This window comes from Gottfriedia sp. OAE603, from assembly GCF_040543965.1.
GTDB classification, from domain to species: Bacteria; Bacillota; Bacilli; order Bacillales; family Bacillaceae_G; genus Gottfriedia; species Gottfriedia solisilvae.
Window position 1 is genome coordinate 3,151,250 of record NZ_JBEUNN010000001.1, and the last position, 26,309, is coordinate 3,177,558.

Annotated in this window: 25 protein-coding genes, 2 tRNA genes, 1 pseudogene and 1 riboswitch; of the genes and pseudogenes, 4 read left to right on the plus strand and 24 right to left on the minus strand. The window is 33.3% G+C overall.

Annotated features, from left to right (window positions below):
• Window positions 1–283 precede the first annotated feature (283 nt).
• The 9 genes from ABID96_RS16120 to ABID96_RS16160 all read right to left on the minus strand — a co-directional run bounded on the left by ABID96_RS16120 (window position 284) and on the right by ABID96_RS16160 (window position 7,135).
• Complete coding sequence (locus ABID96_RS16120; protein ID WP_192602898.1) at window positions 284–1,270, minus strand: hypothetical protein; 987 nt, start codon at window positions 1,268–1,270, stop codon at window positions 284–286.
• 140 nt (window positions 1,271–1,410) lie between these two features.
• Window positions 1,411–1,965, minus strand: a complete 555-nt coding sequence (locus ABID96_RS16125) for a DUF4240 domain-containing protein (RefSeq protein ID WP_192602899.1) — start codon at window positions 1,963–1,965, stop codon at window positions 1,411–1,413.
• A 142-nt stretch (window positions 1,966–2,107) separates the two neighbouring features.
• Window positions 2,108–3,406, minus strand: coding sequence for a protoglobin domain-containing protein (locus ABID96_RS16130; RefSeq protein ID WP_192602900.1), 1,299 nt, complete (start codon window positions 3,404–3,406; stop codon window positions 2,108–2,110).
• A 268-nt stretch (window positions 3,407–3,674) separates the two neighbouring features.
• Window positions 3,675–3,748: transfer RNA gene (locus tag ABID96_RS16135), tRNA-Arg, on the minus strand.
• Between the two features lie 4 nt (window positions 3,749–3,752).
• Window positions 3,753–3,826: transfer RNA gene (locus ABID96_RS16140), tRNA-Gly, on the minus strand.
• 215 nt (window positions 3,827–4,041) lie between these two features.
• On the minus strand, window positions 4,042–4,551 hold the full coding sequence (locus tag ABID96_RS16145; RefSeq protein WP_192602901.1) for a YfcE family phosphodiesterase: 510 nt from the start codon (window positions 4,549–4,551) through the stop codon (window positions 4,042–4,044).
• A 12-nt stretch (window positions 4,552–4,563) separates the two neighbouring features.
• Window positions 4,564–5,169, minus strand: a complete 606-nt coding sequence (locus ABID96_RS16150) for an XTP/dITP diphosphatase (RefSeq protein ID WP_192602902.1) — start codon at window positions 5,167–5,169, stop codon at window positions 4,564–4,566.
• Between the two features lie 30 nt (window positions 5,170–5,199).
• The gene (rph, locus tag ABID96_RS16155; RefSeq protein ID WP_192602903.1) at window positions 5,200–5,937 is read right to left on the minus strand and encodes a ribonuclease PH; all 738 of its coding nucleotides are present in this window, start codon (window positions 5,935–5,937) and stop codon (window positions 5,200–5,202) included.
• A 151-nt stretch (window positions 5,938–6,088) separates the two neighbouring features.
• On the minus strand, window positions 6,089–7,135 hold the full coding sequence (locus tag ABID96_RS16160; protein ID WP_192602904.1) for a GerMN domain-containing protein: 1,047 nt from the start codon (window positions 7,133–7,135) through the stop codon (window positions 6,089–6,091).
• Window positions 7,136–7,342: 207 nt separating this feature from the next.
• Between ABID96_RS16160 and ABID96_RS16165 the strand changes: the two genes are divergently transcribed.
• Window positions 7,343–7,567, plus strand: a complete 225-nt coding sequence (locus tag ABID96_RS16165; protein ID WP_088003658.1) for a helix-turn-helix domain-containing protein — start codon at window positions 7,343–7,345, stop codon at window positions 7,565–7,567.
• Window positions 7,568–8,014: 447 nt separating this feature from the next.
• Here the strand turns inward: ABID96_RS16165 and ABID96_RS16170 are convergent, their stop codons facing one another.
• The 5 genes from ABID96_RS16170 to ABID96_RS16190 are packed head-to-tail and all read right to left on the minus strand — an operon-like array spanning window position 8,015 to window position 11,591.
• Entirely contained in the window at window positions 8,015–8,782 is a 768-nt protein-coding gene (locus tag ABID96_RS16170; RefSeq protein WP_192602905.1) for a TatD family hydrolase, read from the minus strand.
• Complete coding sequence (locus ABID96_RS16175) at window positions 8,751–9,521, minus strand: ABC transporter ATP-binding protein (protein ID WP_088003650.1); 771 nt, start codon at window positions 9,519–9,521, stop codon at window positions 8,751–8,753. Before ABID96_RS16175 ends, ABID96_RS16170 begins: the two co-directional genes overlap by 32 nt.
• A 2-nt stretch (window positions 9,522–9,523) precedes the next feature.
• Entirely contained in the window at window positions 9,524–10,285 is a 762-nt protein-coding gene (locus tag ABID96_RS16180) for an ABC transporter permease (protein WP_192602906.1), read from the minus strand.
• Window positions 10,285–10,575, minus strand: a complete 291-nt coding sequence (locus ABID96_RS16185; protein WP_192602907.1) for a thiamine-binding protein — start codon at window positions 10,573–10,575, stop codon at window positions 10,285–10,287. Before ABID96_RS16185 ends, ABID96_RS16180 begins: the two co-directional genes overlap by 1 nt.
• Before the next feature lie 26 nt (window positions 10,576–10,601).
• Window positions 10,602–11,591, minus strand: coding sequence for an ABC transporter substrate-binding protein (locus tag ABID96_RS16190; protein ID WP_192602908.1), 990 nt, complete (start codon window positions 11,589–11,591; stop codon window positions 10,602–10,604).
• A gap of 128 nt (window positions 11,592–11,719) precedes the next feature.
• A riboswitch (TPP riboswitch) is annotated at window positions 11,720–11,829 on the minus strand.
• 228 nt (window positions 11,830–12,057) lie between these two features.
• Between ABID96_RS16190 and racE the strand changes: the two genes are divergently transcribed.
• Entirely contained in the window at window positions 12,058–12,849 is a 792-nt protein-coding gene (gene racE / locus ABID96_RS16195) for a glutamate racemase (RefSeq protein ID WP_192602909.1), read from the plus strand.
• A 30-nt stretch (window positions 12,850–12,879) separates the two neighbouring features.
• Here the strand turns inward: racE and ABID96_RS16200 are convergent, their stop codons facing one another.
• On the minus strand, window positions 12,880–13,320 hold the full coding sequence (locus ABID96_RS16200) for an RrF2 family transcriptional regulator (RefSeq protein WP_192602910.1): 441 nt from the start codon (window positions 13,318–13,320) through the stop codon (window positions 12,880–12,882).
• Between the two features lie 172 nt (window positions 13,321–13,492).
• Between ABID96_RS16200 and hmpA the strand changes: the two genes are divergently transcribed.
• Window positions 13,493–14,710, plus strand: coding sequence for an NO-inducible flavohemoprotein (hmpA, locus tag ABID96_RS16205; RefSeq protein ID WP_192602911.1), 1,218 nt, complete (start codon window positions 13,493–13,495; stop codon window positions 14,708–14,710).
• Window positions 14,711–15,043: 333 nt separating this feature from the next.
• Here the strand turns inward: hmpA and ABID96_RS16210 are convergent, their stop codons facing one another.
• The 7 genes and pseudogenes from ABID96_RS16210 to ABID96_RS16240 form a co-directional block, all read right to left on the minus strand.
• Window positions 15,044–15,550, minus strand: coding sequence for a GNAT family N-acetyltransferase (locus ABID96_RS16210; protein WP_192602912.1), 507 nt, complete (start codon window positions 15,548–15,550; stop codon window positions 15,044–15,046).
• Window positions 15,551–15,567: 17 nt separating this feature from the next.
• Window positions 15,568–17,226 carry a DUF2339 domain-containing protein gene (locus ABID96_RS16215; protein ID WP_377896949.1) on the minus strand — a complete coding sequence of 553 codons (1,659 nt, stop codon included), beginning with the start codon at window positions 17,224–17,226 and terminating at the stop codon, window positions 15,568–15,570.
• 242 nt (window positions 17,227–17,468) lie between these two features.
• On the minus strand, window positions 17,469–19,385 hold the full coding sequence (gene thrS, locus ABID96_RS16220) for a threonine--tRNA ligase (RefSeq protein ID WP_192602913.1): 1,917 nt from the start codon (window positions 19,383–19,385) through the stop codon (window positions 17,469–17,471).
• 409 nt (window positions 19,386–19,794) lie between these two features.
• Entirely contained in the window at window positions 19,795–20,265 is a 471-nt protein-coding gene (locus ABID96_RS16225; RefSeq protein WP_192602914.1) for an acyl-CoA thioesterase, read from the minus strand.
• Between the two features lie 490 nt (window positions 20,266–20,755).
• Window positions 20,756–21,518, minus strand: a pseudogene (gene sdhB / locus ABID96_RS16230) (succinate dehydrogenase iron-sulfur subunit).
• A 7-nt stretch (window positions 21,519–21,525) separates the two neighbouring features.
• Window positions 21,526–23,292 carry a succinate dehydrogenase flavoprotein subunit gene (gene sdhA / locus ABID96_RS16235; RefSeq protein ID WP_192602915.1) on the minus strand — a complete coding sequence of 589 codons (1,767 nt, stop codon included), beginning with the start codon at window positions 23,290–23,292 and terminating at the stop codon, window positions 21,526–21,528.
• A 12-nt stretch (window positions 23,293–23,304) separates the two neighbouring features.
• Window positions 23,305–23,940 (minus strand): succinate dehydrogenase cytochrome b558 subunit, encoded by a 636-nt coding sequence (locus tag ABID96_RS16240; RefSeq protein WP_088003615.1) that lies wholly within the window; start codon window positions 23,938–23,940, stop codon window positions 23,305–23,307.
• 303 nt (window positions 23,941–24,243) lie between these two features.
• Here ABID96_RS16240 and ABID96_RS16245 point away from each other — a divergent pair, with 303 nt between their 5' ends.
• Entirely contained in the window at window positions 24,244–24,690 is a 447-nt protein-coding gene (locus tag ABID96_RS16245) for a YslB family protein (protein WP_377896950.1), read from the plus strand.
• Between the two features lie 30 nt (window positions 24,691–24,720).
• Here the strand turns inward: ABID96_RS16245 and ABID96_RS16250 are convergent, their stop codons facing one another.
• Entirely contained in the window at window positions 24,721–24,921 is a 201-nt protein-coding gene (locus ABID96_RS16250) for a DUF4083 family protein (protein WP_192602916.1), read from the minus strand.
• A gap of 124 nt (window positions 24,922–25,045) precedes the next feature.
• Window positions 25,046–26,287, minus strand: coding sequence for an aspartate kinase (locus tag ABID96_RS16255; protein WP_192602917.1), 1,242 nt, complete (start codon window positions 26,285–26,287; stop codon window positions 25,046–25,048).
• Window positions 26,288–26,309 lie beyond the last annotated feature (22 nt).

The following is a 26,309-nucleotide window of genomic DNA, read 5'->3' on the forward strand; positions in this document are numbered from 1 at the left end:
TAGTTCCCTCCAAGATTATCTAAAAATATATATGTGCTTACGAATTTTAGTACTATACACGCATGTCCTACTTATGAATAAACAGGAAATATTACATGTATAATTAAGTAAATAGTCGTTACAACCATTCTATTATAACACATTCCTTTTTTGTTTCAATATTTCCTATTTTATATTTAGGTCTCTACTTAAAAAGATTGTTGCTTTCCACGCCATGTTCCTGTTTATGTATAGGATGTTACCTTAGTACATTCACATTACTACGCTCAAAATATTCTATAAATTAGCTACTGCTCAAATCAAAATACCCTTCTTTTTCAAATTGTCTCACTAAAGTAGCAGCTATTTGAACTTCATCATATTCAACTTGAAACAATTCAAACAAATCATCTTCATCAACTTTTCGATCAAAATATTCTTGTACTATACTATAGAAACAAGCAGTCCAAACATCTTCATTACTCGGTTCCGGAATAAATGGAAAATAAATTGTCATAAAATGTTGAAAATGTGTTTTAGCTAGTTCAAATGCTGAAGGATCCTCACTCTCAAGCCCAAGGCTTAACTTTTGTACGACCTTTGCAATAAATTGATCATGTTCATTTGAGTCACTAATAGCATTCCAAGTCATTTCTTGGTTCATTTTTTTAATTTCAAATTCATGATCTATCGATTGTTCTTGCAAAATAAATAAAATAAAGCTTTGAATTAATGGATTTGCTCGTGAACTTTTCACAACATCTTCTATTTGATTTAGAATTAGTTTACAATCAATTACTCTCAGTTCATTGATGATTTCAAGTTGTTTATGAATCGTTATGTTATTTTCTACTAAATTATGTAAATTCAACATTTCATGATGTTCATTTCGTTCTGGAGCTACCTTATTTGTTAACGATAGCATTGCTTGATATTTATCCATTTGAGTTTCATCAATTCGTTTTTGCTGAAGTAATTTCTTTATAGATTTTTGTAATACTTCATACTCTTTTAATTGAAATAAAATACTGATAAAGACTTCAATTGCTTCATCACTCTCAAATGGGCCAAAAACTAAGTCTTCGCATCTTATTTTCGCTTCTAATGGTTTGTTTCCTTCGAGTAAGCACGCTACCGCTGCCAGTTCAGTTTGAGAATTATGTTCATCCATCTCTTTCAGTTGATCACATAACATTAATGCTTTACTATAGTTCTTCTCTTCTAGTGCTTTTTTACCTAAACTGATAATCCGATCCTTTAGTTTAGGAAAAAAGACAATATTGTCTTCCATGTAACTCCTCCTTATCCAATAGTTTTCTCCTGAACATATACATAATGAAAAAGTTTATCATGAATACAAATTAAATAAAATATTTCGCTACGAATTATCCTCTTAAACGACAAAAAAGAAGAACAAGGTTCTTCTTTTATTTAGCGTAATGGCTTTAATCCAAAACGTTTCCATAATTTCGGATATAGTTCTTTTAATTCATCATTTGTTTTCCAATCTGCTGCTAAATGTAACTCTGGATAATGATATCCCTTACTTTCAACTAAAGCATTGAACTCATTCCAAAGTTGATCATCCCAATCATCGTCGCCTTTACGTTTAATTGTATAAGCTTGTAGAGCTATATCTAACATGTCTTCTAATTCAGGCACTAAGCCTTCTTCCTCGTAAATAGGAAATATATATTCAGCCAAATAGTCTGGATCGTCTAGAACTTTTTTATATACTTGCTCACCTTGACCGATTAACCACGCTCTAAAAAAAGCAAATGAATCTTCCGAGCATCCATCCATAATTACCCATGCAGCTGCTAATAACCTAGAATTGTATGCTCTTGAAAAAGCAGTTTCGAACTGTATTTCAAATTCTGCAATTTCCTCATCACTTTGTTTTGCTAAATGACTAATTACCCACTCATAAGGTTCTTCTACAATATGCATTTTTGAAATGAGTCCCCAAAAGTCTTTTTCGGTCATAAAAAATCACTCCACTATCTTATTTATATTAGGATAACATATCTCATCATAAAATTTCGGTTCTTAACAAATTTGTTATATTCTCACAATTTTGTAAAAAACAAAAAAAGAGAAGGAATTCCCCTCTCTTTTAGCTAATATATTACTCTTTATGCACTGCATCATTTAGTTCATTTGCAGACTCTGCGACACTGCTGATTGCTCCGCCAATTTCCTTAATCACATCAACTAAATTTACAATTTGTTTTTCAATCCCATGGTTTCCAGATAAACTGTTGTCCATTGAACTTACAATACCATTAAAGGAATCATGAGTTTGCGTTGCTTCCTGTTGACCATCATTTACTAATCCTTTCACATCATGAATTGAATTTACAACTTTATTCATATACAACGTTGCATGTGAGATTAATTCTTCAATTCGTTCTGTTGATGTTTTTGTTTGCGTAGCTAATTTCTTTACTTCGTTTGCTACTACCGCAAATCCTTTTCCATGCTCACCTGCTCGAGCCGCCTCAATTGCAGAATTAAGGGCAAGTAAATTAGTTTGATTAGCAATATCTTGAACAATTAGTATGACTTGTGATATTTCATTAAAAGAGTTATTAAGTACATCAACTGAAACTGATACTTCATCTGTACTATTCGAGATCGTTGAAATTTTATTATTTAAAACTTTCATTAACTCTTGACCTTCATAAGCCAACGACTGAGTAGTACTAGCAATTTCATTATTTGAAATAACTGATTCGTTTACCCTTACACTGCTGTCTACTAATAACTCAACGGCAGCATTTGTTTCTTCAACTAAAGCAAGAAATTCCTCAGCAATTTCCCCAATTTTTTTCTTTAAATTTATTTCTACTTGTAATTGTTTCTCTTTTTCACCGATATTTTCTTTTTCATATAGATCTAATACTAATTGCTGTTCAAAGTTTAATATTTTTGATGCTACAGATATTAACTTTCTTTGCTCTTCACTAGTTGTATTAGAAATTTTAGAAATTACTAACATTAACTCTTCTAAAATATTTTGAAATGCAGCTAAATACCATTTCGGTTGAAGTCCTATTCTAAAATGGATTTGAGCCACTTTTAATCGTTTATTTACATACTCATCATTTATTTCGCCATGAAATAATAAATGAATATGTGACGTTAAGGTTTTTCTCAAACGTTCAACAGATGAGTGACTTTCAATGATATTTTTTAAATGTTCAACTTTTAATACCGCATCATAAAATGCTGATACTAAACTTTCTATATTTTCTGAAACAATTGGTTGTAAACTTTTTAAGATCTTTAACTCTTCTTCATTTAATCGGATGAACGCTAGTTGCTTTTTTATTTCTTCATCAGTTACTTGGATTGAAACCGAAACTTTTGATTGATTATTTTCTTGCAAAAAATGACCTTGTTTCTCTTTCTTTTTAAAAAACATAAATATATGCTCCCTTCTTCATCTGTAATTATGTCGGAATAATATAATAAATGTTTAGTTAAATGCTGAATCCATTTTTTACTATTGCTTACAACAAATGATTAGGGATGTTCATACCGAGTCAAAAAGGAAAGTAGAAAGTCATTAAATGAAGTGTTAGTACAAAGGGACTATTATAGAGTAGAAGAAGGAATTCATATCAATAGCACAAAAAAAGGTTTAAGGAATGGGGATAACCCTAATTCCTTAAACCTTTTTCCTGTTATGACGTCCTGGGAGGGATTCGAACCCCCGACCGACGGCTTAGAAGGCCGTTGCTCTATCCTGCTGAGCTACCAGGACATAATGGAGCGGGTGATGGGAATCGAACCCACGACCGAAGCTTGGAAGGCTTCTATTTTACCATTAAACTACACCCGCATGTTTTTTTAGCGACATCACCTGTCGACATAATTTATTATAGTCACTTCACTAAATAAAGTCAATAATAATTTTAACTTTTTTTCCAAAATAAAGGAAAAAAATTCTTTTCTATTTATATCCTCATTATATTTTATTTGTATGAAAATTATCACTTTTTAAAGAACTTAAAGGTTAGTAGAAATTTATATTTTACTACTAACCTTTAACTTAAGTTATTGATTTAAATCAAATGAAGCTGATAATAACTCATTTCCATCAATCGTGTAAAAAATAACCTTTGCAGATTTACCATCGGTATCTATGATTGCATATGTTTTTTCTTTTCGCATTCGAGGTAGGAGTATACTACCTGGGTTGATAAAAAGGATTCCATCAATCACTTCAGCACCAAGCATGTGAGAGTGGCCGAAGCAAGCGATTGTTGCTCCTAATTCTCTGCATCGATAATGAAGCTTCTGTAGAGTTTGTTTAATCCCATATAAATGACCATGAGTGGCGTAAATCTTAACATCATTTTCTTGGTGAATAAACTCTTCAGGGAATTCTCCTCTAAAATCACAATTGCCTCGAACGACATGAAAACCTTGTAATTCTTTTGCATCTAGTTCTAACTCAGAGTCACCACAGTGGATCATTAAATCAACATCTTCACGATGACGTTTAGAAATTACTTCAAGCAGTTCTGTTAAACCATGACTATCACTTAGAATCAATGCTTTCATCATATTATCCCCTTAGAAAAATTCTTTTCCTTCTTTTTCTATTACGTTCATTAATGATTTAATTGCATTTGCCCTATGACTTAAGCCACTTTTTTCATCTGCCGTTAATTCAGCCATCGTTTTGTCCAACTCTGGCAAAAAGAAAATTGGATCATATCCAAACCCATTTGTTCCTCTCTTTTCGCTCGAGATATAACCCTCTACTGTCCCATTAACGGTAATCGTATTTTTACCTGGCGCAGCTAATGCAAGCGCACAATAAAACCTTGCAGTACGTTTACCTGGAAAAACATCATGAAGCTCACTTAATACTTTTTGTAAATTATCTTCATCGCTTTTATGAAGGCCTGCGTAACGTGCTGAGTATACACCAGGTCTTCCTTCAAGTGCATCTACAATTAACCCCGAATCATCTGCAATAACCGGAGTTTGTAGAACTTTTGCTAAGTATTCAGCTTTTAAAATAGCATTTTCCTCAAAAGTTGTACCAGTTTCTTCAATCTCTTCAATTTCAGGGAAATCCTGTAAGGATTTAATTCGAAATCCCATCGGGTGAAAAAGTGCTTCAAAGTCTTTTACTTTCCCTTTATTATTCGTCGCAATAATAATTGTTTCCATCCTTAAAGTCTCTCCTCTATCAATGTATAGTTAAAACTTAATTCCTTCATTTAATAGAACTTCTTTTTGTTTTTCAATCAACTTTTTAATTCCTAGTTCACCTAGAGCAAGCATTTCATTTAGCTCTTCTCTTGTAAAGGTCGCTTCTTCACCAGTTCCTTGCAGTTCTACAAAGCGTCCTTCTCCAGTCATAATGATGTTCATATCAACACTAGCTGTAGAATCTTCTAGATAATATAAATCTAAAACCGCACCAGCATCCTCTAATATCCCTACAGAAGTCGCTGCCAAATAATCTTTAACTGGATAAGATTTTAATTTATCTTGTTTAATTAATTTATCAAATGCCAACATCATAGAAACGAATGCACCAGTAATAGAGGTTGTTCGAGTTCCCCCATCCGCTTGTATTACATCACAGTCAATCCATATCGTTTTTTCTCCAAGTGCTTCTAAATCAACAACCGCTCTTAGTGCTCTACCGATTAGTCTTTGAATTTCCATTGTACGACCTGTTACTTTACCTTTTGTTGACTCACGCATCGTTCGATCTTGTGTTGCCCTTGGTAACATAGAATACTCAGCTGAAATCCAGCCTTTACCGCTATTTCTTAAGAAAGGTGGCACGCGGTCTTCAACCGTAGCATTACAAATTACTTTTGTATCCCCTACACTAATTAGTACAGATCCTTCAGCATGTTTTGTATAATTCGTTATAATTTCTATTGGCCTTAATTCATTATTTAATCTTCCATCTGTTCTAGTCATGTTTGTTTCCTCCTACATAAATCTTCCAATTACTAGTATAGACAAAAATATGATTTCATTTCTACTTATTAAAAGCATTTCTTAAGATAAATGCAAAAAACCTTGAACAAAAGTCATATTTAAACTTTGGTTCAAGGTTTGATAATGAAGTTTATAATTCTTTTGTATTTACATCCTTAGGTCTAGATACTGGTTGGCTTAAAGGTTTACCTTGTTGATTAAGTGCAGTTAATTTACCATCCACTTGAATTTCAATTGAAGTAACCCCTTTTTGTTCAGTTAACGATAATACAAGTGGTTGTAATACATCATCATTAATCATATTTTTAGCAATGTTGCCATATATACCTTCATTAAAATTAAGTGTTAGTTTACCATTTTGATATTTTGGCTCAGCAACTAATTTTGTATCTGAACCAAAATCAGAAACAAGTTCGGAATACTCAGAAGGACCCTTAACAAGTTCATTTACAATTGCAGTATACGAATCTTTTTCTGCATTTGAAATCCTTCTAGTTACAGGAACATAATAAGTTTCACCCATTTCATCTTGTGAAACATAATATAATGTAACTGGTCTTGAATTCATTACATCAACGATATCACCTTTATCAAAATTAATGCCATCTTGCCTAGTTAACCCCTCACCTATTTGTGCTTTGTTAATTGGCATAGCCGTTAAGTTTTTACCATTCACACGAATTTTTACTTTTTTAACATTCTCAAACTGCGTCAATGTCCAAGTTACAGCTTGAAATACTTTTAACTCATCTTCGTCATGATACTGTTTAAACTCTGAAGAGAAATCAGCAATGACTGTACCATCTTTTTGCGTTTCTACCCCTAAAACCTCAGTGTTTGGTGGTAAAACAGCTTGAAACCCATTAGGTAATTGATCTGTTACCGGACCATCTTTCACTAAATACTCTAGGGCTTGTTTTGCTAAACTTGTAGATTTAGGTAATTGAAATGTTTGTGGTACTACATAACCATTTCGATCGATTAAATATAGTTCTCTTTTCGCTGTTTGTTCTTGTACCTTACCTGCTTGTACTTCTTTTGATGGTTGGTCACTTCTATATGTAACCGTTTTAGGTGGATCGATTTCATTAGAAGGTTTAACCGGAATTAAACCACAACCAGATAATGTAGCAAGTCCACAAAGTGTTGCAGTTGTTACTAATAATCTTTTTTTCATCGCCATACTCCCCCCACGCTTTTTTACTATTTATACGAGCATGTACAATTTTTAGAACAAGCTATGGCCAAAAAAAATAAATATTTTAATCTGGCTTTTAAATTTACTGGAAATATTCACCTTAAATACGAATCTGTCATATGATAAAAAGACTAAATGAATACCCATCCGAAGTACAGCTCGGTCAAGCAAGGAGGGTTAGCACAGTTGAAGGATAGAGAATATCAAACAAAGCACACACTCACTAAGCGTGAAAAAGAAGTATTTGAACTTCTTGTTCAAGATAAAACTACAAGAGAAATTGCTGAAGAACTGTTTATAAGTGAAAAAACTGTGAGAAATCATATTTCAAATGCAATGCAGAAGCTTGGGGTTAAGGGGCGATCACAAGCAGTTATCGAGCTACTACGCATGGGCGAGCTTGAACTGTAGCATTCTTGTAGATTTACAAATCTACTCATCTACCTACTGCCGGCTATCTTTTTGATAAGCCGGTTTTGGTTTTTTATATTGACCTAGCAAAAAATTGCGCTTCATTTATTAAACTTGAAGAAATTTAGCACGCAATTACTTATCCACGCTATTAACCAATTTAATTATTATTTTGTGGACCAACATTTTATTTATACTGTAAATAATAGAAACCCCATCCTTTTATTTCAAATGGGGTTCTATTTTATGGTTCTTAATATATTTCTTTTTTTATATAGTTTCATAAAATACATTTTAAAAGTTGATTTAATCTCTGATTTTTCATTGCTATTGCCTATAAATTCACTGTCTTATTCTATTAAAATTTCTACATACGAGTAACGAGCACTATTTTCAATGAACAAAAAAAAGCGATTACTAAGAGGCTAGTAATTGCTTTATCAATCCTTAAACACCATAAAATTCTTTTGTGTTTTCGTAAAGACATGTATAAACTTCTTCTAATTCTAATTCTTTAATTTCAGCAATTTTGCGTACTGATTCATGAATAAAGCTTGGATGAGTATAAGCTCCTTTAAAAGGACCTTCAAACGGCCATGGACCATCTGTTTCCACCATTAGCCGGTTTAGTGGATAGATTTCTACAAGTTCTTGAATTTCGTTTTCGTATAACACATCTGGCGTAATGGATATATAATAATCATTTTCTATCATTCGCTTAATGGTATGTTTGTTTCCTTTAAACCAATGAAAATGTGCTTTTTTGATTTTATATTTTTCTAATAGACAACAAACGATATCTGCATCTTCATAAACCGCATGCAGTACGGTCGGTTTACTTACCTCATATGCAAGTTTAATAAACTTTTCAAGCAACTCAATATAAGGTTTATAATCAAGCGTTTGTTCCTGATTCCGATAATATGGCAAGCCTACTTCACCAATTGCAATCATTTGATCATTATGTTCCCTTATCCATTTCAACAAAGCTTGAGTTACTTCTTCTGAGGGAATCTCTTGTTCTGGATGAAATCCAAATGCAGTGAAGACTTGACTTGATTGTAATTGAAAATCAAGATTTTTCTTACATGATGCTAAATCCATGGAAACTGAAATAAGCGCCTCTACTTCGTTTTCTTTTAAACTATTAAGTATTTCATCTCTTTGTTTCGTTTCATATGAGTCAAGATGAATATGAGCATCTATCACTTTCATCTGGTTTCTCCTTTTCCAGTGCAGAGTATATTTTACGTTTCCACGCAGTAAATTCATCAGTTAATAGCAACTCTTTTTGACGAGGTCTTGGAAATGGTACGATAATTTCTTCTTTAATCTTTGCAGGTTTATCTGAGAAAATATAAATCCTGTCAGACAATAATAAAGCTTCGTCAATATTATGAGTAACTAGCAAAATTGACCGTCTTTGTTCTTCCCATATTGAAAGTAGCCATTGTTGCATATCAAGTCTCGTAAATTCATCTAATGCTGAAAATGGTTCGTCCATACACATGAATGATTGTGGAGCAAGTAATGATCTAAGAAATGATACGCGTTGTTTCATGCCACCTGATAATTCATGTGGATAAGCATTTTCATAGTCAGCAAGTCCGGTGCGTTTCAACCAATCTCGTGCTAATGATTCATCCGATTTACCTTTGATTTCACTTGATAATAGAATATTTTTCAATACAGTTCGCCACGGAAGAAGTGAATGCTCTTGCGGCATAAAACTAATATGGCCTAGCTCTCCATTTATTACTGAATGATTTAAAATAATTTGTCCCGAATCTGGATTGATCAATCCACCGATTAAATTGAATAAAGTACTTTTCCCACTTCCAGATGGACCTAAAATCGAGACAAATTCACCCTCATTAACGTGCATCGAAATACCAGCTAAAATTTGTTGATGTTTTCCAAATGATTTTTCGAGATTTCTAATTTCTAATGTCATTTTTATTTTACTCCCTTAGACTTCCATTTCACCGTCATTCTTTCTAGCAATACAATCAAGCCGAAAAAGAACATACTTAAAAGCATAATGATAAAAATCGAGACAAATACTCGATCCGTGCGAAATGAAGAAGAAGCAAGTGTCATAAACACACCAATACCTGTTTTTGCACCAAGCCACTCAGAAATCACAGCACCCATCACACTATATGTCGCGGATATTTTTAATCCTGAAAAAATAGACGGTAGTGAGTATGGACATTCTATTTTCCAAAATAATTGAGATTTTGTTGCCCCTGCCATTTTCATATAATTAATCAATTCAGTTGGCGTTTGCCTAAATCCATCGAGAGCAGAAACGGTAACAGGAAAGAAACAAACAAGTGAAATGATCATCAACTTTGGTAATACTCCAAATCCAAACCAAATGATTAAAAGTGGTGCTAAAACAATAATTGGTACGTTCTGTGACAAAATCAATAATGGATAAAAAGCTTCTTTAAATCCTGGAATTAAATGTAGTACGATTGCAATCATTAGTCCTAGAAAAGTACCTACCAAAAATCCAAAGATGGTTAATTGTACGGTAGAAAGTACATGTGGAACTAACGAATCATAAGATTGGATTCCTTCTTTTAGTATTGCGATTGGGCCTGGCAAGAGCCAAGCTTCTATTTTGAAAAACTTTATAATTAGCTGCCAAAAAATTAAAAAAAGGAGGATGACAAGAATCGGTTGCCATCCTTTTATTTGTTTGCGGCTCATTAACGATACTTCTCCGTCAAATCATCCATTGCAATACCTTGTGGCTGATATAGAATTTTCATTTGTGTAATGACATTATGACAGCCTATTTCAATCATTTTTTCATTCATTTTTTGGACAATAATTAATAATTGATTTAATTCGCCTTCCATTGTTGTTTCTAATGGTTGAACTTGGTATTTTACACCAGACTCATCGATTACTTTTATCGCTGCATCAACCGCTGGAATAACTTCCTCAATTTTATTGGTTTTAGGAATAATTTGTACACTCATTAATGTATTAGACATTTAAAGCTCCCCTTTGTCAAAAATTATTATTCTGGTAAAAACTCATTTGTAAAAGCTTTTTCCGGATCAAATTTACCCTCTAACAATTTATTTTCAGTTAACCACTCAGCATAGTTTTTCCAAATTGTTAACTTCTGTTCACCCCAACGACTTGCATCGTCTTGATATTTAGTTGAAAGCCATTCCTGACTTTTTTGAACTAGTTCTTTATCTAAATCTGGATTATCTTTTAACAAAATATCTGCAGCTTCTTTTGGATGATCGATTGAATAAGTATATCCTTTAGATGCTGCCTTCATAAATGCCTTAACGGTTTCTGGTTGATTCTTAATCATTTTTTCATTCGTTGCAAGTACCGGCGTATAGTAATCTAACTTATCACTGTAGTCAGTTAAATAAACCATATTTAACTTTTCACCACGAAGCTCTGCTTCTATACCTGTCCATCCTTGATAAATCCAAGCAAAATCAATATCTCGCTTTACTGCCGTGAAGAAATCAGCTTCGCCCATATTAACGATATTTAATTTATTAACATCTGCATTTTCTTTTTTCATCAATGAATCTAAAATTGCTTTTTCTACAGGTGAACCCCATCCACCATAAGTTTTACCAACAAAATCTTTAGGTGATTTAATATTTTTGCTAACTGGTGAAGCAAAACCAGAAGTATTATGTTGAATAACAGCTGCAATCGACACGATTGGTACGTTTTGTACTCTTGCTTGTGTAATTGACTCTTGGTAAGAAACGCCAAAATCAGCTTTACCAGAAGCAATTAATTGATCTGCTCCTGTTTGCCCCGGGCTTATAATCTCTACATCCAGACCTTGCTCTTTAAAATATCCATTTTCTTTTGCTACAAATAAACCTGTATGATTTGTATTTGGCGTCCAGTCTAATACTACCGTCACCTTTTGTAGCTTTTTTTCTTTCTTCGGTGTTGACGAATTTTGCTCACTACATCCTGCTAAAGTTAAGCAAAGTGCAAAAAAACAAATCAGTAATCTTTTCATTCTATAACTCTCCTTTTTGTTTTGTTTATACAAATGAAATGTGTTAGCACCATAGTCAGGTACTAGAACTAGACAAAAAGAAAACGCCCGAATAAATATCCGGACGTGAATGCACTGTAAAAAACTATATCAAAAGAGATACTGTTCCCTACGCTGGCATCACCCAGATCAGGTTCTAAGAGTCAGTATCTAAAGGATACAATCTCAGCCAGCAACACTGGCCCCTCCACATTTTCTCGCATATAAACTTTTCATGATAAATATAACAGATAAATTCCTTAAATACGACTCATTTTCAACATAAATTTAATATTTTAATAATCTGTATATATAGAAAACTTCATTTCTTGAAAAAGATAGAGCAGAAATTGCACCATGAACACTATGAATATAATAGATCAACAAGGTTTAAAAGTTTGTGGGAGTTTGTGGGAGCTTATAAATATAACGAAGGCGAGTGGACTAGATGAATAAGCCAATTGGTGTGATTGACTCAGGCGTTGGAGGCTTAACAGTTGCAAAACAAATGATCAGGCAGCTACCGAACGAAGAAATTTATTATGTAGGTGACACACTTAGATGCCCATATGGCTCACGTTCATATGATGAAATTAGACAGTTTACTTGGGAAATGACAAACTTTCTCCTAGACAAAGATATTAAAATGTTGGTCATTGCATGCAATACTTCAACTTCTATCGTTTTACAGGAAATGCGCGAAAAATTGCCGATTCCTGTAATCGGGGTCGTTCATCCAGGAGCAAGAGCGGCAATAAAGCTCACGAAAAATAATCAGATCGGAGTAATTGGTACAAATGCTACTATTCATAGCCACGCATACAAACACGCACTAAAGAGGATTAATCGATCAGTCGAAATAATAGAATTAGCCTGTCCAGAATTTGCTGGAATAGTTGAAAGTGGTAGATACATTCAACCAGATATTTTTGATCTTATTCAAGAGGCTTTGAGTCCATTAAAAGAATCGAGCATTGACACCTTAATACTAGGTTGCACTCACTATCCTCTATTGAGTTCCATTATTCAAGAAGTAATTGGCTCTCAGATCAAGTTAATCAGTTCAGGTGATCAAACAGCTTTGGAGGTTAGTGCAATACTGGACCAGCAAAATTTATTATCAACCAAGAAGTCTGTTTCACACTCCTTTTTTACCACTGGAAATCCCGTGGCATTTCGCAAAATAGCTTCTTCAATATTCCAAGAACCATTGGAACATATAATACAAATTAAACTTTAAAACACTCAAGCATTTTTTGCTCGAGTGTTTTTATTTTTTATTTAAGTCAAAATATTCTTTTAGCATAAAATTATTTTGTACAATATCTTCAAGGGTATATTCGTCTAATACTTGTAAAAACTGATTTAATGCTTTATTAAATATATGCTTTAAAGAACAAACAGGTGTTATGACACAGTTATTGTTATCCTCGAAACATTCAACAATATGAAAGTCCTCTTCTGTCTTTCGAATTAATTCACCTATATTTATGTCCGATGGTCGTTTTGCAAGTCGGATTCCACCATTCCGTCCTCGAATTGTTTCAATATAACCCATCTTCCCTAAATTATAGATTATTTTCATTAGATGATTTTTTGAAATATCATACGCCTCGGCAATATCCTTTATATTTACCAGTTTTTCATTTGGTTCAGTGGACAGGTATATTAAAACCCGAAGAGAGTAATCCGAATAATTGGTTAACCGCATAAATTCCCCTCACTCATTTATTTTGATTAATCATAGCATAATTGTGAACATTTTTTAAACTTTTATAAATTGAGACTAAAAAGATGTATTTTACATATTGCTTTAACGAGTAGGTGGGGCTACTATAAAGATGTATTATAAATACTACTTTAAAGAAAAGAAGGGGTATAACATGCTTTCTCAAAAATCTATTGACATCATTAAATCAACAATCCCAGTTTTAGAAGTAAAAGGGCTTGAGATTACATCAGTTTTTTATAAAAACCTGTTTACAAATCATCCTGAATTATTGAATATATTCAATCATACAAATCAACAACAAGGTAGACAACAAACAGCGCTTGCTAACACAGTACTAGCAGCGGCTAAAAATATTGATAAGTTAGAAACAATTCTTCCAGTCGTAAAACAAATTGCTCAAAAACATCGCAGTCTGTTAGTAAAACCTGAGCACTACCCAATCGTTGGTGAACATTTACTAGGCGCGATTAAAGAAGTATTAGGTGATGCTGCAACCGATGAAATTCTTACTGCTTGGGCAAAAAGCTATGGTATTATTGCACAAGTATTTATTGATATCGAAAAAGAAATGTATAATGACTCATCTTCACAAGAAGGTGGATGGAGTGACTTTAAAGAATTCAAGGTCATTGATAAAGTTAAAGAAAGCGATGTAATTACATCTTTCTACTTACTTCCTAAAGATCACTCTGTTCTACCAACATTTTTACCAGGTCAATATATTACTGTGCGAGCAAAAGTGGATGGTCAAAAATATTTATTAAACAGACAATATAGTTTGTCTGATATACCTGGCAAAGAATACTATAGAATTTCCGTAAAACGAGAAGCTGAAGAGCAACAACCAGAAGGCGTTTTTTCAAACTATCTTCACAACTTGATTAATATTGGTGATTCATTAGAATTAACAGCTCCAGCTGGAGATTTCACTTTAAACACTAATCTTGAATCACCTGTTGTGTTTATTAGTGGCGGGGTTGGTATTACACCTTTAATAAGTATGGCAAAACAAATTGCCAATACTCAGCCTAATCGTAAAGTAGAAATGATATGCGCTGCAAGAACTGCTAAGCTTCAACCATTCAAAAATGAATTAATTTCATTATCTGAACAAATAAATGACTATTCTTTATCATTTATTTATGAAAATCCATCAGAGGAAGATATGAAAAATCCGTACTTTAAAAAGCAAGGCTATATTGATGTTGCATGGTTAACATCTAATATACAAGTTGTAGATGCACATTATTATGTATGTGGCCCAGTACCATTTTTAAAAGCAGTTGTATCAAACTTAAAACAATTAAATGTTCCAGAAACTAATATTCACTTTGAATTTTTTGGACCTTCAATGAGTCTAGAAGGATAAATAAAAGGATGCTCTCATTTTGAGCATCCTTTTAAGTTTATAGACACAAGTATTAAAACTAAGAGATTCATACAGTCTGAAAAGAAGTTTTCTTTTCGAGAATTCATTCTAACTTCTAATCAGTAAGGCAGTTTTCTTTAGCGCTGTTGGAACGATAAAACTACCAAATATTGCTAACAAATCACTTGAAAATGTTTTTTTAATACAACCAAAAACGAGACTACTGATGAGAATATCATATAATACAAATCTGCCAAAATCTTCTTTCGTAATGACTAAAAATACGACCGATGATTTTCTAGTTGTCAGACAAAGCCCACCTTTAGACCTAAATTATTCGATAGGTAATTCCCAATAATATTTTTCTAATTCTTCATACATTTTTTTCATTCCTATTTTCTCTAATACTCTAATGGAAGCATAATTATAGATTGAACATGTTGCAATTATTTTTTCTACATTTTCTCTTTGCATTCCCCAATGACAAAATGCTTTAGCCATTTCAGTGGTATAGCCTTTCCCTTGATAATCAGGTGCCATACTGTAACCTATCTCCATTATTCCATGTACATCTGGTCCGCCTTTAAATCCCATATCACCTATAATAATTTTGTCTTTTTTATGAATAATGACTCCTTCAAATTCTTCCTCTTCCGGATGTTTTTGAAAACGAGAAATTTTATACGGAAACAAATTTTTGTACGCGTTAATTGGCCATCCTTTAGCAAAACTAAATGTCATATTTTCATATTCTAACGATTGTTCCCCGTTTAAAACATCTAACATTGCTCCAGCAGTAAATTTTACTAATAATAGATTTTCAGTTTGAGTAATGATCATTCCTATTCACCTGTCCTCTACTTCCCTTTAAAAAATATTCTTGAAATAATCAAACCAATTAAACCGAGTAATATAAATAGACCCGCCCTTACTAACAATGTAATATTCGGTAAATCAACTAAAACAAGCTTGCATAAAGTTAGTAATAACAAACCAACCCCTATATAGGTCCATACTTTAAACTTCTTCAAACTGCCAAGTACCATCGCAATAATTGAAATAATGATCCAACTTAGATTAATTGTAAGACTAATAACATTATCAGAGAAATCTGTAGTCAAAATTTGTACAGCTTGAGTGATGTAAGCAATTAATAATAGTGTAATCACTAATGAACTACTCACCAATATAACCTGTTTCTCTTTCTCATTTTTATAAGCTAATATTGCAATCGTGATTGTAGCGATTATGAAAACAATCCAATCCATAGAAGTAAATGAAATTAAAGAAAAAATCGGTTCTGATACAATCCTAATACCAACTGGAATGATTGTTAAAAAAGCAATAATTAGTTTAAAAAAGTCTCTATATCTTATATAAAACAAATACGTTAATATCGCTTGAATGATTAACACAGTGTTAAGCAAGTGAACAGTCACACTATCTAAACATAAGAATGAAAAAGCTAGTAGAAAGTTTGTTGAAAATGCAAAGAACAAGTCTGATTGCTTTTTATATAAATTACTTAGGAATAAATATGAAACACAAAGAAGGATGAGAATAACCGTTCTTGTGTTATCTTCATAGCCACTGAAAACCCAACCAATCGTGATAATAAAGCTGGTATGAAGCATCAAAATTTGCTTTTTCATAGAAAACTTTGAGATTAACAAAATAATAAGTAATCCGAAATGTTGAATGATAATACTAAAGGCAAAGTATTCAAAACCTTTAAGATTAAAATTTAAAAGTCCAACCACTATATAAACTAAGTTCAATAATATAGCTGAAGTCGAATATAAGTATTTATATTTTTTAAATGCAGCATAAAACATAAATAACAAGTATATTGATGTTTCATAAAACGCAAAAAATAAATAATTAGGCGCTGCGCTTTTTATTAAGAATGGGATCAAAACGGCTCCAATGATACTAATTAAGCCAATCGATTCAGATTTATATTTATTCATGAAATAAAAGCCTACTCCGACCCATATAACCTGGAGTAAAAATGCAACATTTGAACCAATCATATTATATAAATGATGCATTGCAAAAGTTGTTAAGAACAACACTGGCAAAATCCCACCTAATAATGTTTGCCCAAGTGTAGCTCGCTTTGCTTGCACTTGTCTATTTCCATACCAAAATAAAAGAATTGCAAAGGCAAATCCTATGCCAACTTTGGCGTACTCATTTAAAACACCATAATCGGATGCTGCTTTAAATCCCCACATAATTCCAATAATAAAAATAAAGATAAAAAATCTAGGTAACCACTTTTGAAAAATAAGTGCTTCAAAATCAATTTTTTCTTTAGGAGTCGTTGTATTTTGTTTCACTACTTTTTGAACTGGTTTTGTTGGAGTTATACTGATTTTTTCTTTTTGTTGAACTCCATTCTGTTTCAAAACTGTTTCTCTAGTGAGTAGAAAATCAAGTTTTTTCTTCATCTCACTCACTTCAAATTCAAGTTTTTCAACCTTCTTTTGAAGTTCCTCATTTTGATTTTCCAACCAAATCACCTCTATCATATCTATGTATTTCTAGTAATCTAAATAACCAATTTGAATTAGCCATCTTCATTGAATTCTACAATTTTATATAATTTCCTATATAAATTCTTAAAGATTACAAATTTCGCCATATTTCCCAGAAAATAATTTCATGGCAAAATTCAATTTGGATTGAGAGTGAATTACATTTCAGTATTTCAATATAAAAAATCCTCTACCTAGCGATAGAGGACCTTTTTATATTAAAATAAAACTTTATCTTGTTTTTGTTGCTTAACCATTTCTAAGAATGCGTCAAATGATTGAGTTCCAATATCACCCTCGCCACGTTTACGAATCGCTACAGCATTGTTTTCAACTTCTTGGTCTCCAACAACTAACATGTAAGGTAGTTTACGTAGCTGTGCTTCACGGATTTTGTAACCAATTTTCTCTCCGCGTAAGTCTGCCTCAACGCGAATTCCTGCATCTTTTAATTGATCAGTAAGCTTTTGTGCATAATCATTGTGCACACTTGAAATAGGTAATACTGCAACTTGAACTGGTGCTAACCATAATGGGAATGCCCCAGCAAAGTGCTCAGTTAAGATTCCTAAGAAACGATCGATTGATCCATAGATTGCACGGTGGATAACAACTGGTCGTTCTTTTTGATTATCTTCATTAACATAAGTTAAATCGAATTTTTCTGGCATTTGGAAATCTAATTGAATTGTTGCACATTGCCAGCTACGTTTTAATGCATCTTGAATGTGGAAATCAATTTTTGGACCATAGAATGCGCCATCACCTGGATTTAATTTAAAATCAAGGTTTTCTGATTTCAGAACGTTTTCTAATGCTTGTTCAGCAGAGTTCCATAATTCTTCAGATCCCATTGAATCTTCTGGACGAGTTGATAATTCTACTTTATAAGTAAATCCAAATACGCCATAGATTTCTTTAATTAAGTTAATTACTTCAATAATTTCGCCTTCAATTTGGTCTGGACGACAGAAGATATGTGCATCATCTTGAGTAAATGTACGAACACGCATCATCCCATTTAATGCACCAGAGAATTCATGACGGTGTACTTGACCGTTTTCACACATACGGATTGGTAAGTCACGATATGAATGTAATTTATTTTTATAAATTAACATGTGACCAGGGCAGTTCATCGGTTTTAATGCGAAATTTGTTTCATCTACTTCTGTAAAGTACATGTTTTCATGGTAGTGGTGCCAGTGACCTGATTGCTCCCATAAACGTTGGTTCATGATAAACGGTGTACGAACTTCTTGGTAATCTTTACGAGTTTGAAGACCACGCTCATATTGCTCTAATTCATTACGAATAATTGTACCTTTTGGCAAGAAGAATGGCATACCAGGCGCTTCTTCTGAGAACATGAATAACTCAAGCTCTTTACCTAATTTACGGTGATCACGCTTTTTAGCTTCTTCTAATAAATGTAAGTGCTCTTCTAATTCTTTTTTACTTTGGAATGCAGTACCATACACACGTTGAAGCATTTTATTGTTTGCATCGCCTCTCCAATATGCACCTGCAACTGATAATAATTTAATTGCTTTTACACGACCTGTTGAAGGTACGTGTGGTCCACGACATAAATCAACGAATTCACCTTGAGTATACATTGAAATGACAGCGTCTTCTGGTAAGTCGCGGATTAATTCTAACTTAAACTCATCATCTAATTCAGTGAAGAATTTAATCGCTTCTTCACGACTAACTTCTGAACGAGTGATTGGTAAATTTTCTTTAATAATTTTTTCCATTTCTTTTTCAATTTTCGGAAGGTCTTCTACTTTAATTGAAACAGGAAGATCGATGTCATAATAGAAACCATCTGTTGTTACTGGTCCCACACCAAATGCAGTTTTTTGGTCTTTGTATAGACGTTTAACTGCTTGAGCTAAAATGTGCGCTGAACTATGACGCATCATTTCTAATCCTTCTTGATCATCTTGAGTGATGATTTGTACTTCACATTCTTCTGTAATTTGTGTATTTAAATCAACTAATTTTCCATTTATTTTTCCACCAAGTGCTTTTTTCTTTAAGCTAATGGAGATTAAACCAGCGAAATCTTCTACTGTTGTGTTTTGCTCCACCTCGCGAATTGATCCATCTGGTAATTTAACTGAAATCATTTAGTTCACTCCTTTTAATAATAAATTTTTGCAAATAAAAAAGAGCACACTCGTAGGGACGAATGTGCTCGTGGTTCCACCCTAATTTGTTGTACACTAAAAAAGCTATACATTACTCTCAATGTTTTAACGGTCTACACCGATAGCAGTTAATTGTATATTACATACGTTCCCCACTATAGCTACAAGGTGGTAAGTCATTCAACGTATAGAGAATTCTCGCACCATTTGAATTCCTCTCTTACTATCGTTTTGAAAGCTCGTGTCCTTGATCAAAGCTTATTAATTATTCATATAAAAGTATTATATAAAAAGTTATTGAATACTTCAAGTACTCATCCCTGAGAATAGTCAAAATGTTATATTATTCTATTCAACTTTTATAAAGTATGTGACATTATTACCTAGTTTAAACCTTTTGAACAATATTTAACTCATTTTCTAATTTATCTTTCCATTCAGTTTTCCATTTTTCACTTCTTCCAGTTGCGCGATTAAGATTTACGAGTGAATTTCGCCCTGTAAAGCACACCATTCCTTTTTCATTAACTCCCATATAATGCACATCGATTGATGAATTCCCAATACTATTAACTTTTACAAAAACATCGATTCTATCATCAAAATACACTTGTTGTAAAAAGTCACATTGTAAATCTGCTACAACTGGAATTACTTCACTATCAATAGAAACCCATTCTTGCATAAAACCTAAATGTTTTAAGTATTCAATACGAGCTTCTTCAAAATAAGTAAAAGGCACAGTATTATTCATATGCCCAAACATATCTGTTTCATTGAAACGCACTTTAATAGTTATATTAAAAGAAAAACTTGCCTTCCATTCCTCAAAGTTTGAAATATAACTCATTTTCCCCATACGATCACTCCCTAGTATATTAATTCTATTATACATATGTTTCTTTAAAAAAAGAATGAATATTCACTCATTTTTATGTAACCTTGGATGCGATTATTTATAGTTGAATTTCTTTTTTAAGATAATAACTTATTACTTTACGAATCAAGTCGTAATCGATTTTATGAAAGGTTGATTTCGTATACACTGTTTCTATTTTAGTATACCTAATTTTGATGACAACTCCATTATGTTAAAACTAAGTTGTACGTGAGCTTAATCCTTTTGAGAAACTATTGATGAGGCTATGCATGCCTTATGACAAGACGTCATAGATGTAACATACTTAGCTAACTTGTCTGCAGAGTCGTCTTCCAATACTTCCTACAAAAGTGCGAAGTTTAGTTGGGATCAACTTCTGTTCAAATATTTTTAATTCTATAATCAATAATCTTTAAGAAGAAATGATCAAAAAAAGACATGCCCACAATTGGACATGTCTTTTAATTTATTAAATTTCGTCGCTACCAAAGAAATCTTTGAAAGATTGGATTGTTGTAGCACGGTTTAATGCTGCAATTGAAGTTGTTAATGGAATTCCTTTTGGACAAGATTGAACGCAGTTTTGTGAGTTACCACAGTTTGCAAGTCCACCATCGCCCATAATCGCATGTAAACGTTCTTCTTTATTCATTTCACCTGTCGGATGAGCATTAAATAAACGAACTTGTGAAAGTGGTGCTGGTCCAATAAAGTTAGATTTACTATTAACGTTTGGACAAGCTTCTAAACAAACGCCACAAGTCATACATTTTGATAACTCATATGCCCATTGACGTTTCTTTTCTGGCATTCTTGGTCCTGGTCCTAAATCATGTGTTCCATCAATCGGAATCCAAGCTTTAACACGTTTTAAAGAGTCAAACATACGGCTACGGTCAACTTGTAAGTCACGTACTACTGGGAACGTGCTCATTGGCTCAAGGCGAATTGGTTGCTCTAATTGGTCAACTAACGCTGTACATGACTGGCGTGGTTTCCCCATTGATAACCATCGAACATGCACCACATACTTCCTCAAGACAGTTCATGTCCCAAGTGATCGCTGTAGTATCTTGACCTTTAGCATTTTTAGGGTTTTTACGAATTTCCATTAAAGCCGAGATTACGTTCATATTCGGACGATAAGGGATGTGAAAAGTTTCTTCATAAGGTGTTGAATTTGGTGAATCTTGACGCTTTACAATAAATGTAATCGTCTTTTCAGCTGTCATTGTCCCATTATGCATTTTGTTTATCCCCTTTCTTCTTAGAATAGTCACGTTTTCTTGGTTGGATTAATGAAGTATCAACTTCTTCATAATGGAAAATCGGTGTTTTTAACTTTTCATCGAATTTTGCCATAGTTGTTTTTAAGAATTCTTCATCGTTACGTTCTGGGAATTCTGGTTTATAGTGTGCTCCACGACTTTCATTTCGGTGGTAAGCACCTAATGTAATAACACGTGATAAGTGAAGCATGTTCTCAAGTTGACGTGTAAACGTAGCACCTTGATTACTCCATTTAGCAGTATCATTAATGTTGATATTTTGATAACGCTCAAGAAGCTCTTGAATTTTATCATCAGTTTTTAAGAGTCTATCATTGAATCGAACTACTGTAACATTATCAGTCATCCATTCTCCAAGCTCTTTATGAAGTAGGTATGCATTCTCAGTTCCATCCATAGAAAGGATACGATTCATTTTTTCATTTTCTTCAGCAACATTACGATCAAATACTGAAGAAGAAACATCATCAGCAGATTTAGCCAAACCATTTACATATCTAACTGCATTTGGTCCAGCAACCATCCCACCGTAAATTGCTGATAATAGTGAGTTAGCACCTAAACGGTTTGCACCGTGCATTGAATAATCACACTCACCTGCAGCAAATAATCCTGGAATAGTAGTCATTTGATCATAATCAACCCATAAGCCACCCATTGAATAGTGAACCGCAGGGAAAATTTTCATTGGAACCTTTTTCGGATCATCACCAGTAAATTTCTCATAAATCTCAATGATTCCACCAAGTTTAATATCTAGCTCTTTTGGATCCTTATGAGAAAGATCTAGGTACACCATGTTTTCTCCATTGATACCAAGTTTTTGGTCAACGCATACAGAGAAAATTTCACGTGTAGCAATATCCCTTGGTACAAGGTTTCCATATGCAGGATATTTCTCTTCTAGGAAATACCATGGCTTTCCATCTTTATATGTCCAAACTCGTCCACCTTCACCACGAGCACTTTCACTCATTAAGCGGTTTTTGTCATCACCTGGGATGGCAGTAGGGTGGATTTGAATAAATTCACCATTAGAGTATGTTGCACCTTGACGGTAAACTGCTGCTGCTGCTGAACCTGTATTGATAATTGAGTTTGTTGATTTACCAAAGATAATTCCAGGTCCACCTGTAGCCATAATAACTGCGTCAGCAGGAAAGCTTACAATTTCCATTGATGATAAGTTTTGTCCTACGATACCACGACAAACGCCTTCATCGTCAACGATTACTCTTAAAAATTCCCAACCTTCAAACTTTTGAACAAGACCTTCTGATTCATAGCGACGAACTTGCTCATCTAATGCGTACAACAATTGTTGGCCAGTTGTTGCACCAGCAAATGCTGTACGGTGATGCTGAGTTCCACCAAAACGACGGAAATCTAACAGTCCTTCTGGCGTACGGTTAAACATTACACCCATACGGTCCATCATGTGGATAATTCCAGGTGCTGCTTCTGCCATTGCTTGAACTGGTGGTTGGTTTGCTAAGAAATCTCCACCATAAATTGTATCATCAAAGTGCTCCCATGGAGAGTCACCTTCACCTTTTGTATTAACTGCACCATTAATTCCACCTTGTGCACATACTGAATGTGAACGTTTAACAGGAACTAATGAGAATAAATCAACTTTTGTACCAGCTTCAGCGGCTTTAATAGTAGCCATTAATCCAGCTAATCCACCGCCAACTATAATTACTTTTCCACTCATGTCTCTCTCTCCTTACATGTTTGCTAGCTGCGGATCAATGAATGCAAAAATCGCACGTAATCCAACGATTGATAGAGCAACGAAAATTCCTAAAGTAACATATGTCGAAATACGTTGCGATTTAGGTGTGACAGTAATTCCCCAAGAAATGAAGAATGACCATAATCCATTAGCAAAGTGGAAAATAGTTGAAATAACACCTACAATATAGAACGCGATCATGAATTTTGAGCTAAAAATATCAGCCATCATATCATAATTTACATCTGCACCTAATTGAGCCGCAATACGAGTTTGCCACACATGCCAAGTTATAAAGATTAAAGTAATAACTCCAGAAATACGTTGGAATAAGTATAACCAGTTTCGTAAATAACCATAATTTTTCACATTGCTAGTGCCTGTAAAAGCAATGTATAGTCCATAAATCGCATGGTATAAGATCGGTAATAAGATAATAAAAATTTCTAATAAATAGCGGAATGGTAAATTCGCCATAAATTCAGCAGCTTTGTTAAATGATTCTGCTCCCTTTGTTGCAAAATGATTGACAACTAAGTGCTGCATTAAGAATATTCCTACTGGAATTACTCCTAACAATGAATGAAGTTTTCTAAGGAAAAACTCCTGGCCATTCTTGTTGCTCATGTAAAACCCTGCCCCCTTTAGTTTGTGAACATGAAAATAAAATTACCTGCTTCTATTATTCTAGAAAAATAGAAAATAATGTAATTTCCATAAAAATCTAAATTTTTATGAGATTTATCTAAAGTTCATTTTACTCCTGTTAATATTACAGGTCAAGAAAACGCGTACATTTTTCTTTACTGAAAAAACTTCTCAATAATATTGGTAAATCTACAAATATTAAGGCTTTCAATTATTGTTTTTATTATTGTTTATTGTATATAATAAAAACATGTTTTTAAGGAAAGGGAGAGCTATTCGACCATGATGAACGGCAATGATATTTTAAAAACACCAGGGAATATTTCTGGTTTTGGCTACGAACTCTTACGAAATGATTTACTTTCAGAATTACTAGGTAAAGAGCAACATGATATATTATATTGGGCGGGAAAAATGATTGCTAGAAAATATCCATTAGCAACATTTGAAGAAATCATCGGATTTTTTGAATCAGCTGGTTGGGGAACTTTAACGGTTGTAGATGAAAAAAAACAAGAAGTTCATTTTGTTTTAACTTCTGAACTAGTTACATACAGAAATCAACATAAAAAAGATGTATCTTATCAATTAGAGGCAGGCTTTTTGGCAATGCAAATCCAACAACAAATTGATGTAATTGCAGAAACATACGAAGAGCAAAGTAAACGTTCTGATAAAGTAAAATTCCAAGTAAAATGGGATCTAAAAGATCCAGTTATAAAAAAATAAAAATAAGCCTGTTCATCTAATTGATCAGGCTTATTTCATATTTTCTTTATCACTTTTCTTTATTAGTTCATCTAATTTACGATTCATTTCATCTAGTTGTTTATTTTTCTTAACACCTTTAATAATGTAATTCATGAGAAATAAACTAATAAAAACGAATAATAGAATGAGAAGGATTAATAATATTAATTGAAAGACAATATCTCCATAAGCAATCCCTGCATTTATCAAATGAAAACCTCCATTATCAATTACTACTTCTATTATATGGTAATATTTCGCTAAAATGTTAAAAACCCCTTTAATCATCAAGTTCCTATTGAAAGGAAATTTGTGACTAAAGGGGTTTTGATTATTATCCTTCTACAACTACTTCTTCTTGAACGCGATCTAACTCATACCCTTTGTGCAGAGCATGAACCGCATTTTGTAATTGCGACTTTGGAATTACTGTTGATACTTTAATTTCAGACGTGCTTACCATTTTAACTGGGATACTAGCTTCTGCTAAAAATTTAAACATATTTGCAGCAACGCCAGGATTTGAAACCATTCCACTTCCAACAATCGAAACTTTCGCAAGCTCGCTTTCAAAATCAAATGAAACATATCCTAAATATTCTTTTTTAGATTCAAGAATTGTGATTGTTTCTAACATATTTTCTGATTTAATAGAGAATGAAAGATTGACTAAATTATCTGAAGTCACACTTTGAATAATAATGTCTACGTCAATTCCCTCTGTTGCCAGTATCGTAAAGATATTCGGTAAAAGATCGACTTGATTATGTAAACCATTTAAAGTCATTCTTGTGACATTTGATTCAAAAGCGATTCCTCTTACGACTGATTGTTGTTCCATTTGATTTTCCTCCCCAATAAACGTACCTATTTCATCATGTTGACTTGATCTTACTTGTATAACTAATCCATAATTTTTTGCAAATTCTACAGCCCTTGGGTGTAGAACAGCTGCACCTAAAGCAGCTAGTTCTAGCATTTCGTCATATGATACATGACTTAATTTAGTTGCTTCTGGCTCAATTCTTGGATCCGTTGTATAAACACCTAAAACATCCGTATAAATGTCACATCGTTCAGCTTGTAATGCTGCGGCTAACGCTACCGCTGTAGTATCAGAACCACCACGACCTAATGTTGTAATTTCATCTTCATTACTTAAGCCCTGGAAACCAGCGACGATTACAATAAATCCTTCATTTATCAATTGTTGAATTCTATCAGTTTGAATTGTTTCAATACGAGCATTTCCATGAATCGATTCTGTTTGGATTCCTGCTTGCCAACCAGTTAATGAGATTGCCTTAAATCCTTTAGCCTGTATTGCCATTGCTAATAAAGATATTGAGACTTGCTCACCAGTTGTTAAAAGCATATCCATTTCACGCTTACTATTTTGTGGACTAATTTGCTGTGCAAGATTAACTAGTTCATCAGTATGATGTCCCATTGCTGAAACAACAGTAACAACACTGTTACCTTCTTTATACGCTTTTGTTACTGTATCAGCAACATGCTGTATACGCTCAATTGAACCGACTGAAGTCCCTCCAAATTTTTGAACAATTATTCCCATTTTTACTCATCCTCACCTATTT

Bases quoted from the DNA above. Each gene is read 5' to 3' on its own strand.
- ABID96_RS16120 (WP_192602898.1), bottom strand. From the start codon at position 1,270: ATGGAAGACAATATTGTCTTTTTTCCTAAACTAAAGGATCGGATTATC.
- ABID96_RS16125 (WP_192602899.1), bottom strand. From the start codon at position 1,965: ATGACCGAAAAAGACTTTTGGGGACTCATTTCAAAAATGCATATTGTA.
- ABID96_RS16130 (WP_192602900.1), bottom strand. From the start codon at position 3,406: ATGTTTTTTAAAAAGAAAGAGAAACAAGGTCATTTTTTGCAAGAAAAT.
- ABID96_RS16145 (WP_192602901.1), bottom strand. From the start codon at position 4,551: ATGAAAGCATTGATTCTAAGTGATAGTCATGGTTTAACAGAACTGCTT.
- ABID96_RS16150 (WP_192602902.1), bottom strand. From the start codon at position 5,169: ATGGAAACAATTATTATTGCGACGAATAATAAAGGGAAAGTAAAAGAC.
- rph (WP_192602903.1), bottom strand. From the start codon at position 5,937: ATGACTAGAACAGATGGAAGATTAAATAATGAATTAAGGCCAATAGAA.
- ABID96_RS16160 (WP_192602904.1), bottom strand. From the start codon at position 7,135: ATGAAAAAAAGATTATTAGTAACAACTGCAACACTTTGTGGACTTGCT.
- ABID96_RS16170 (WP_192602905.1), bottom strand. From the start codon at position 8,782: ATGAAAGTGATAGATGCTCATATTCATCTTGACTCATATGAAACGAAA.
- ABID96_RS16175 (WP_088003650.1), bottom strand. From the start codon at position 9,521: ATGACATTAGAAATTAGAAATCTCGAAAAATCATTTGGAAAACATCAA.
- ABID96_RS16180 (WP_192602906.1), bottom strand. From the start codon at position 10,285: ATGAGCCGCAAACAAATAAAAGGATGGCAACCGATTCTTGTCATCCTC.
- ABID96_RS16185 (WP_192602907.1), bottom strand. From the start codon at position 10,575: ATGTCTAATACATTAATGAGTGTACAAATTATTCCTAAAACCAATAAA.
- ABID96_RS16190 (WP_192602908.1), bottom strand. From the start codon at position 11,591: ATGAAAAGATTACTGATTTGTTTTTTTGCACTTTGCTTAACTTTAGCA.
- racE (WP_192602909.1), top strand. From the start codon at position 12,058: ATGAATAAGCCAATTGGTGTGATTGACTCAGGCGTTGGAGGCTTAACA.
- ABID96_RS16200 (WP_192602910.1), bottom strand. From the start codon at position 13,320: ATGCGGTTAACCAATTATTCGGATTACTCTCTTCGGGTTTTAATATAC.
- hmpA (WP_192602911.1), top strand. From the start codon at position 13,493: ATGCTTTCTCAAAAATCTATTGACATCATTAAATCAACAATCCCAGTT.
- ABID96_RS16210 (WP_192602912.1), bottom strand. From the start codon at position 15,550: ATGATCATTACTCAAACTGAAAATCTATTATTAGTAAAATTTACTGCT.
- thrS (WP_192602913.1), bottom strand. From the start codon at position 19,385: ATGATTTCAGTTAAATTACCAGATGGATCAATTCGCGAGGTGGAGCAA.
- ABID96_RS16225 (WP_192602914.1), bottom strand. From the start codon at position 20,265: ATGGGGAAAATGAGTTATATTTCAAACTTTGAGGAATGGAAGGCAAGT.
- sdhA (WP_192602915.1), bottom strand. From the start codon at position 23,292: ATGAGTGGAAAAGTAATTATAGTTGGCGGTGGATTAGCTGGATTAATG.
- ABID96_RS16240 (WP_088003615.1), bottom strand. From the start codon at position 23,940: ATGAGCAACAAGAATGGCCAGGAGTTTTTCCTTAGAAAACTTCATTCA.
- ABID96_RS16245 (WP_377896950.1), top strand. From the start codon at position 24,244: ATGATGAACGGCAATGATATTTTAAAAACACCAGGGAATATTTCTGGT.
- ABID96_RS16255 (WP_192602917.1), bottom strand. From the start codon at position 26,287: ATGGGAATAATTGTTCAAAAATTTGGAGGGACTTCAGTCGGTTCAATT.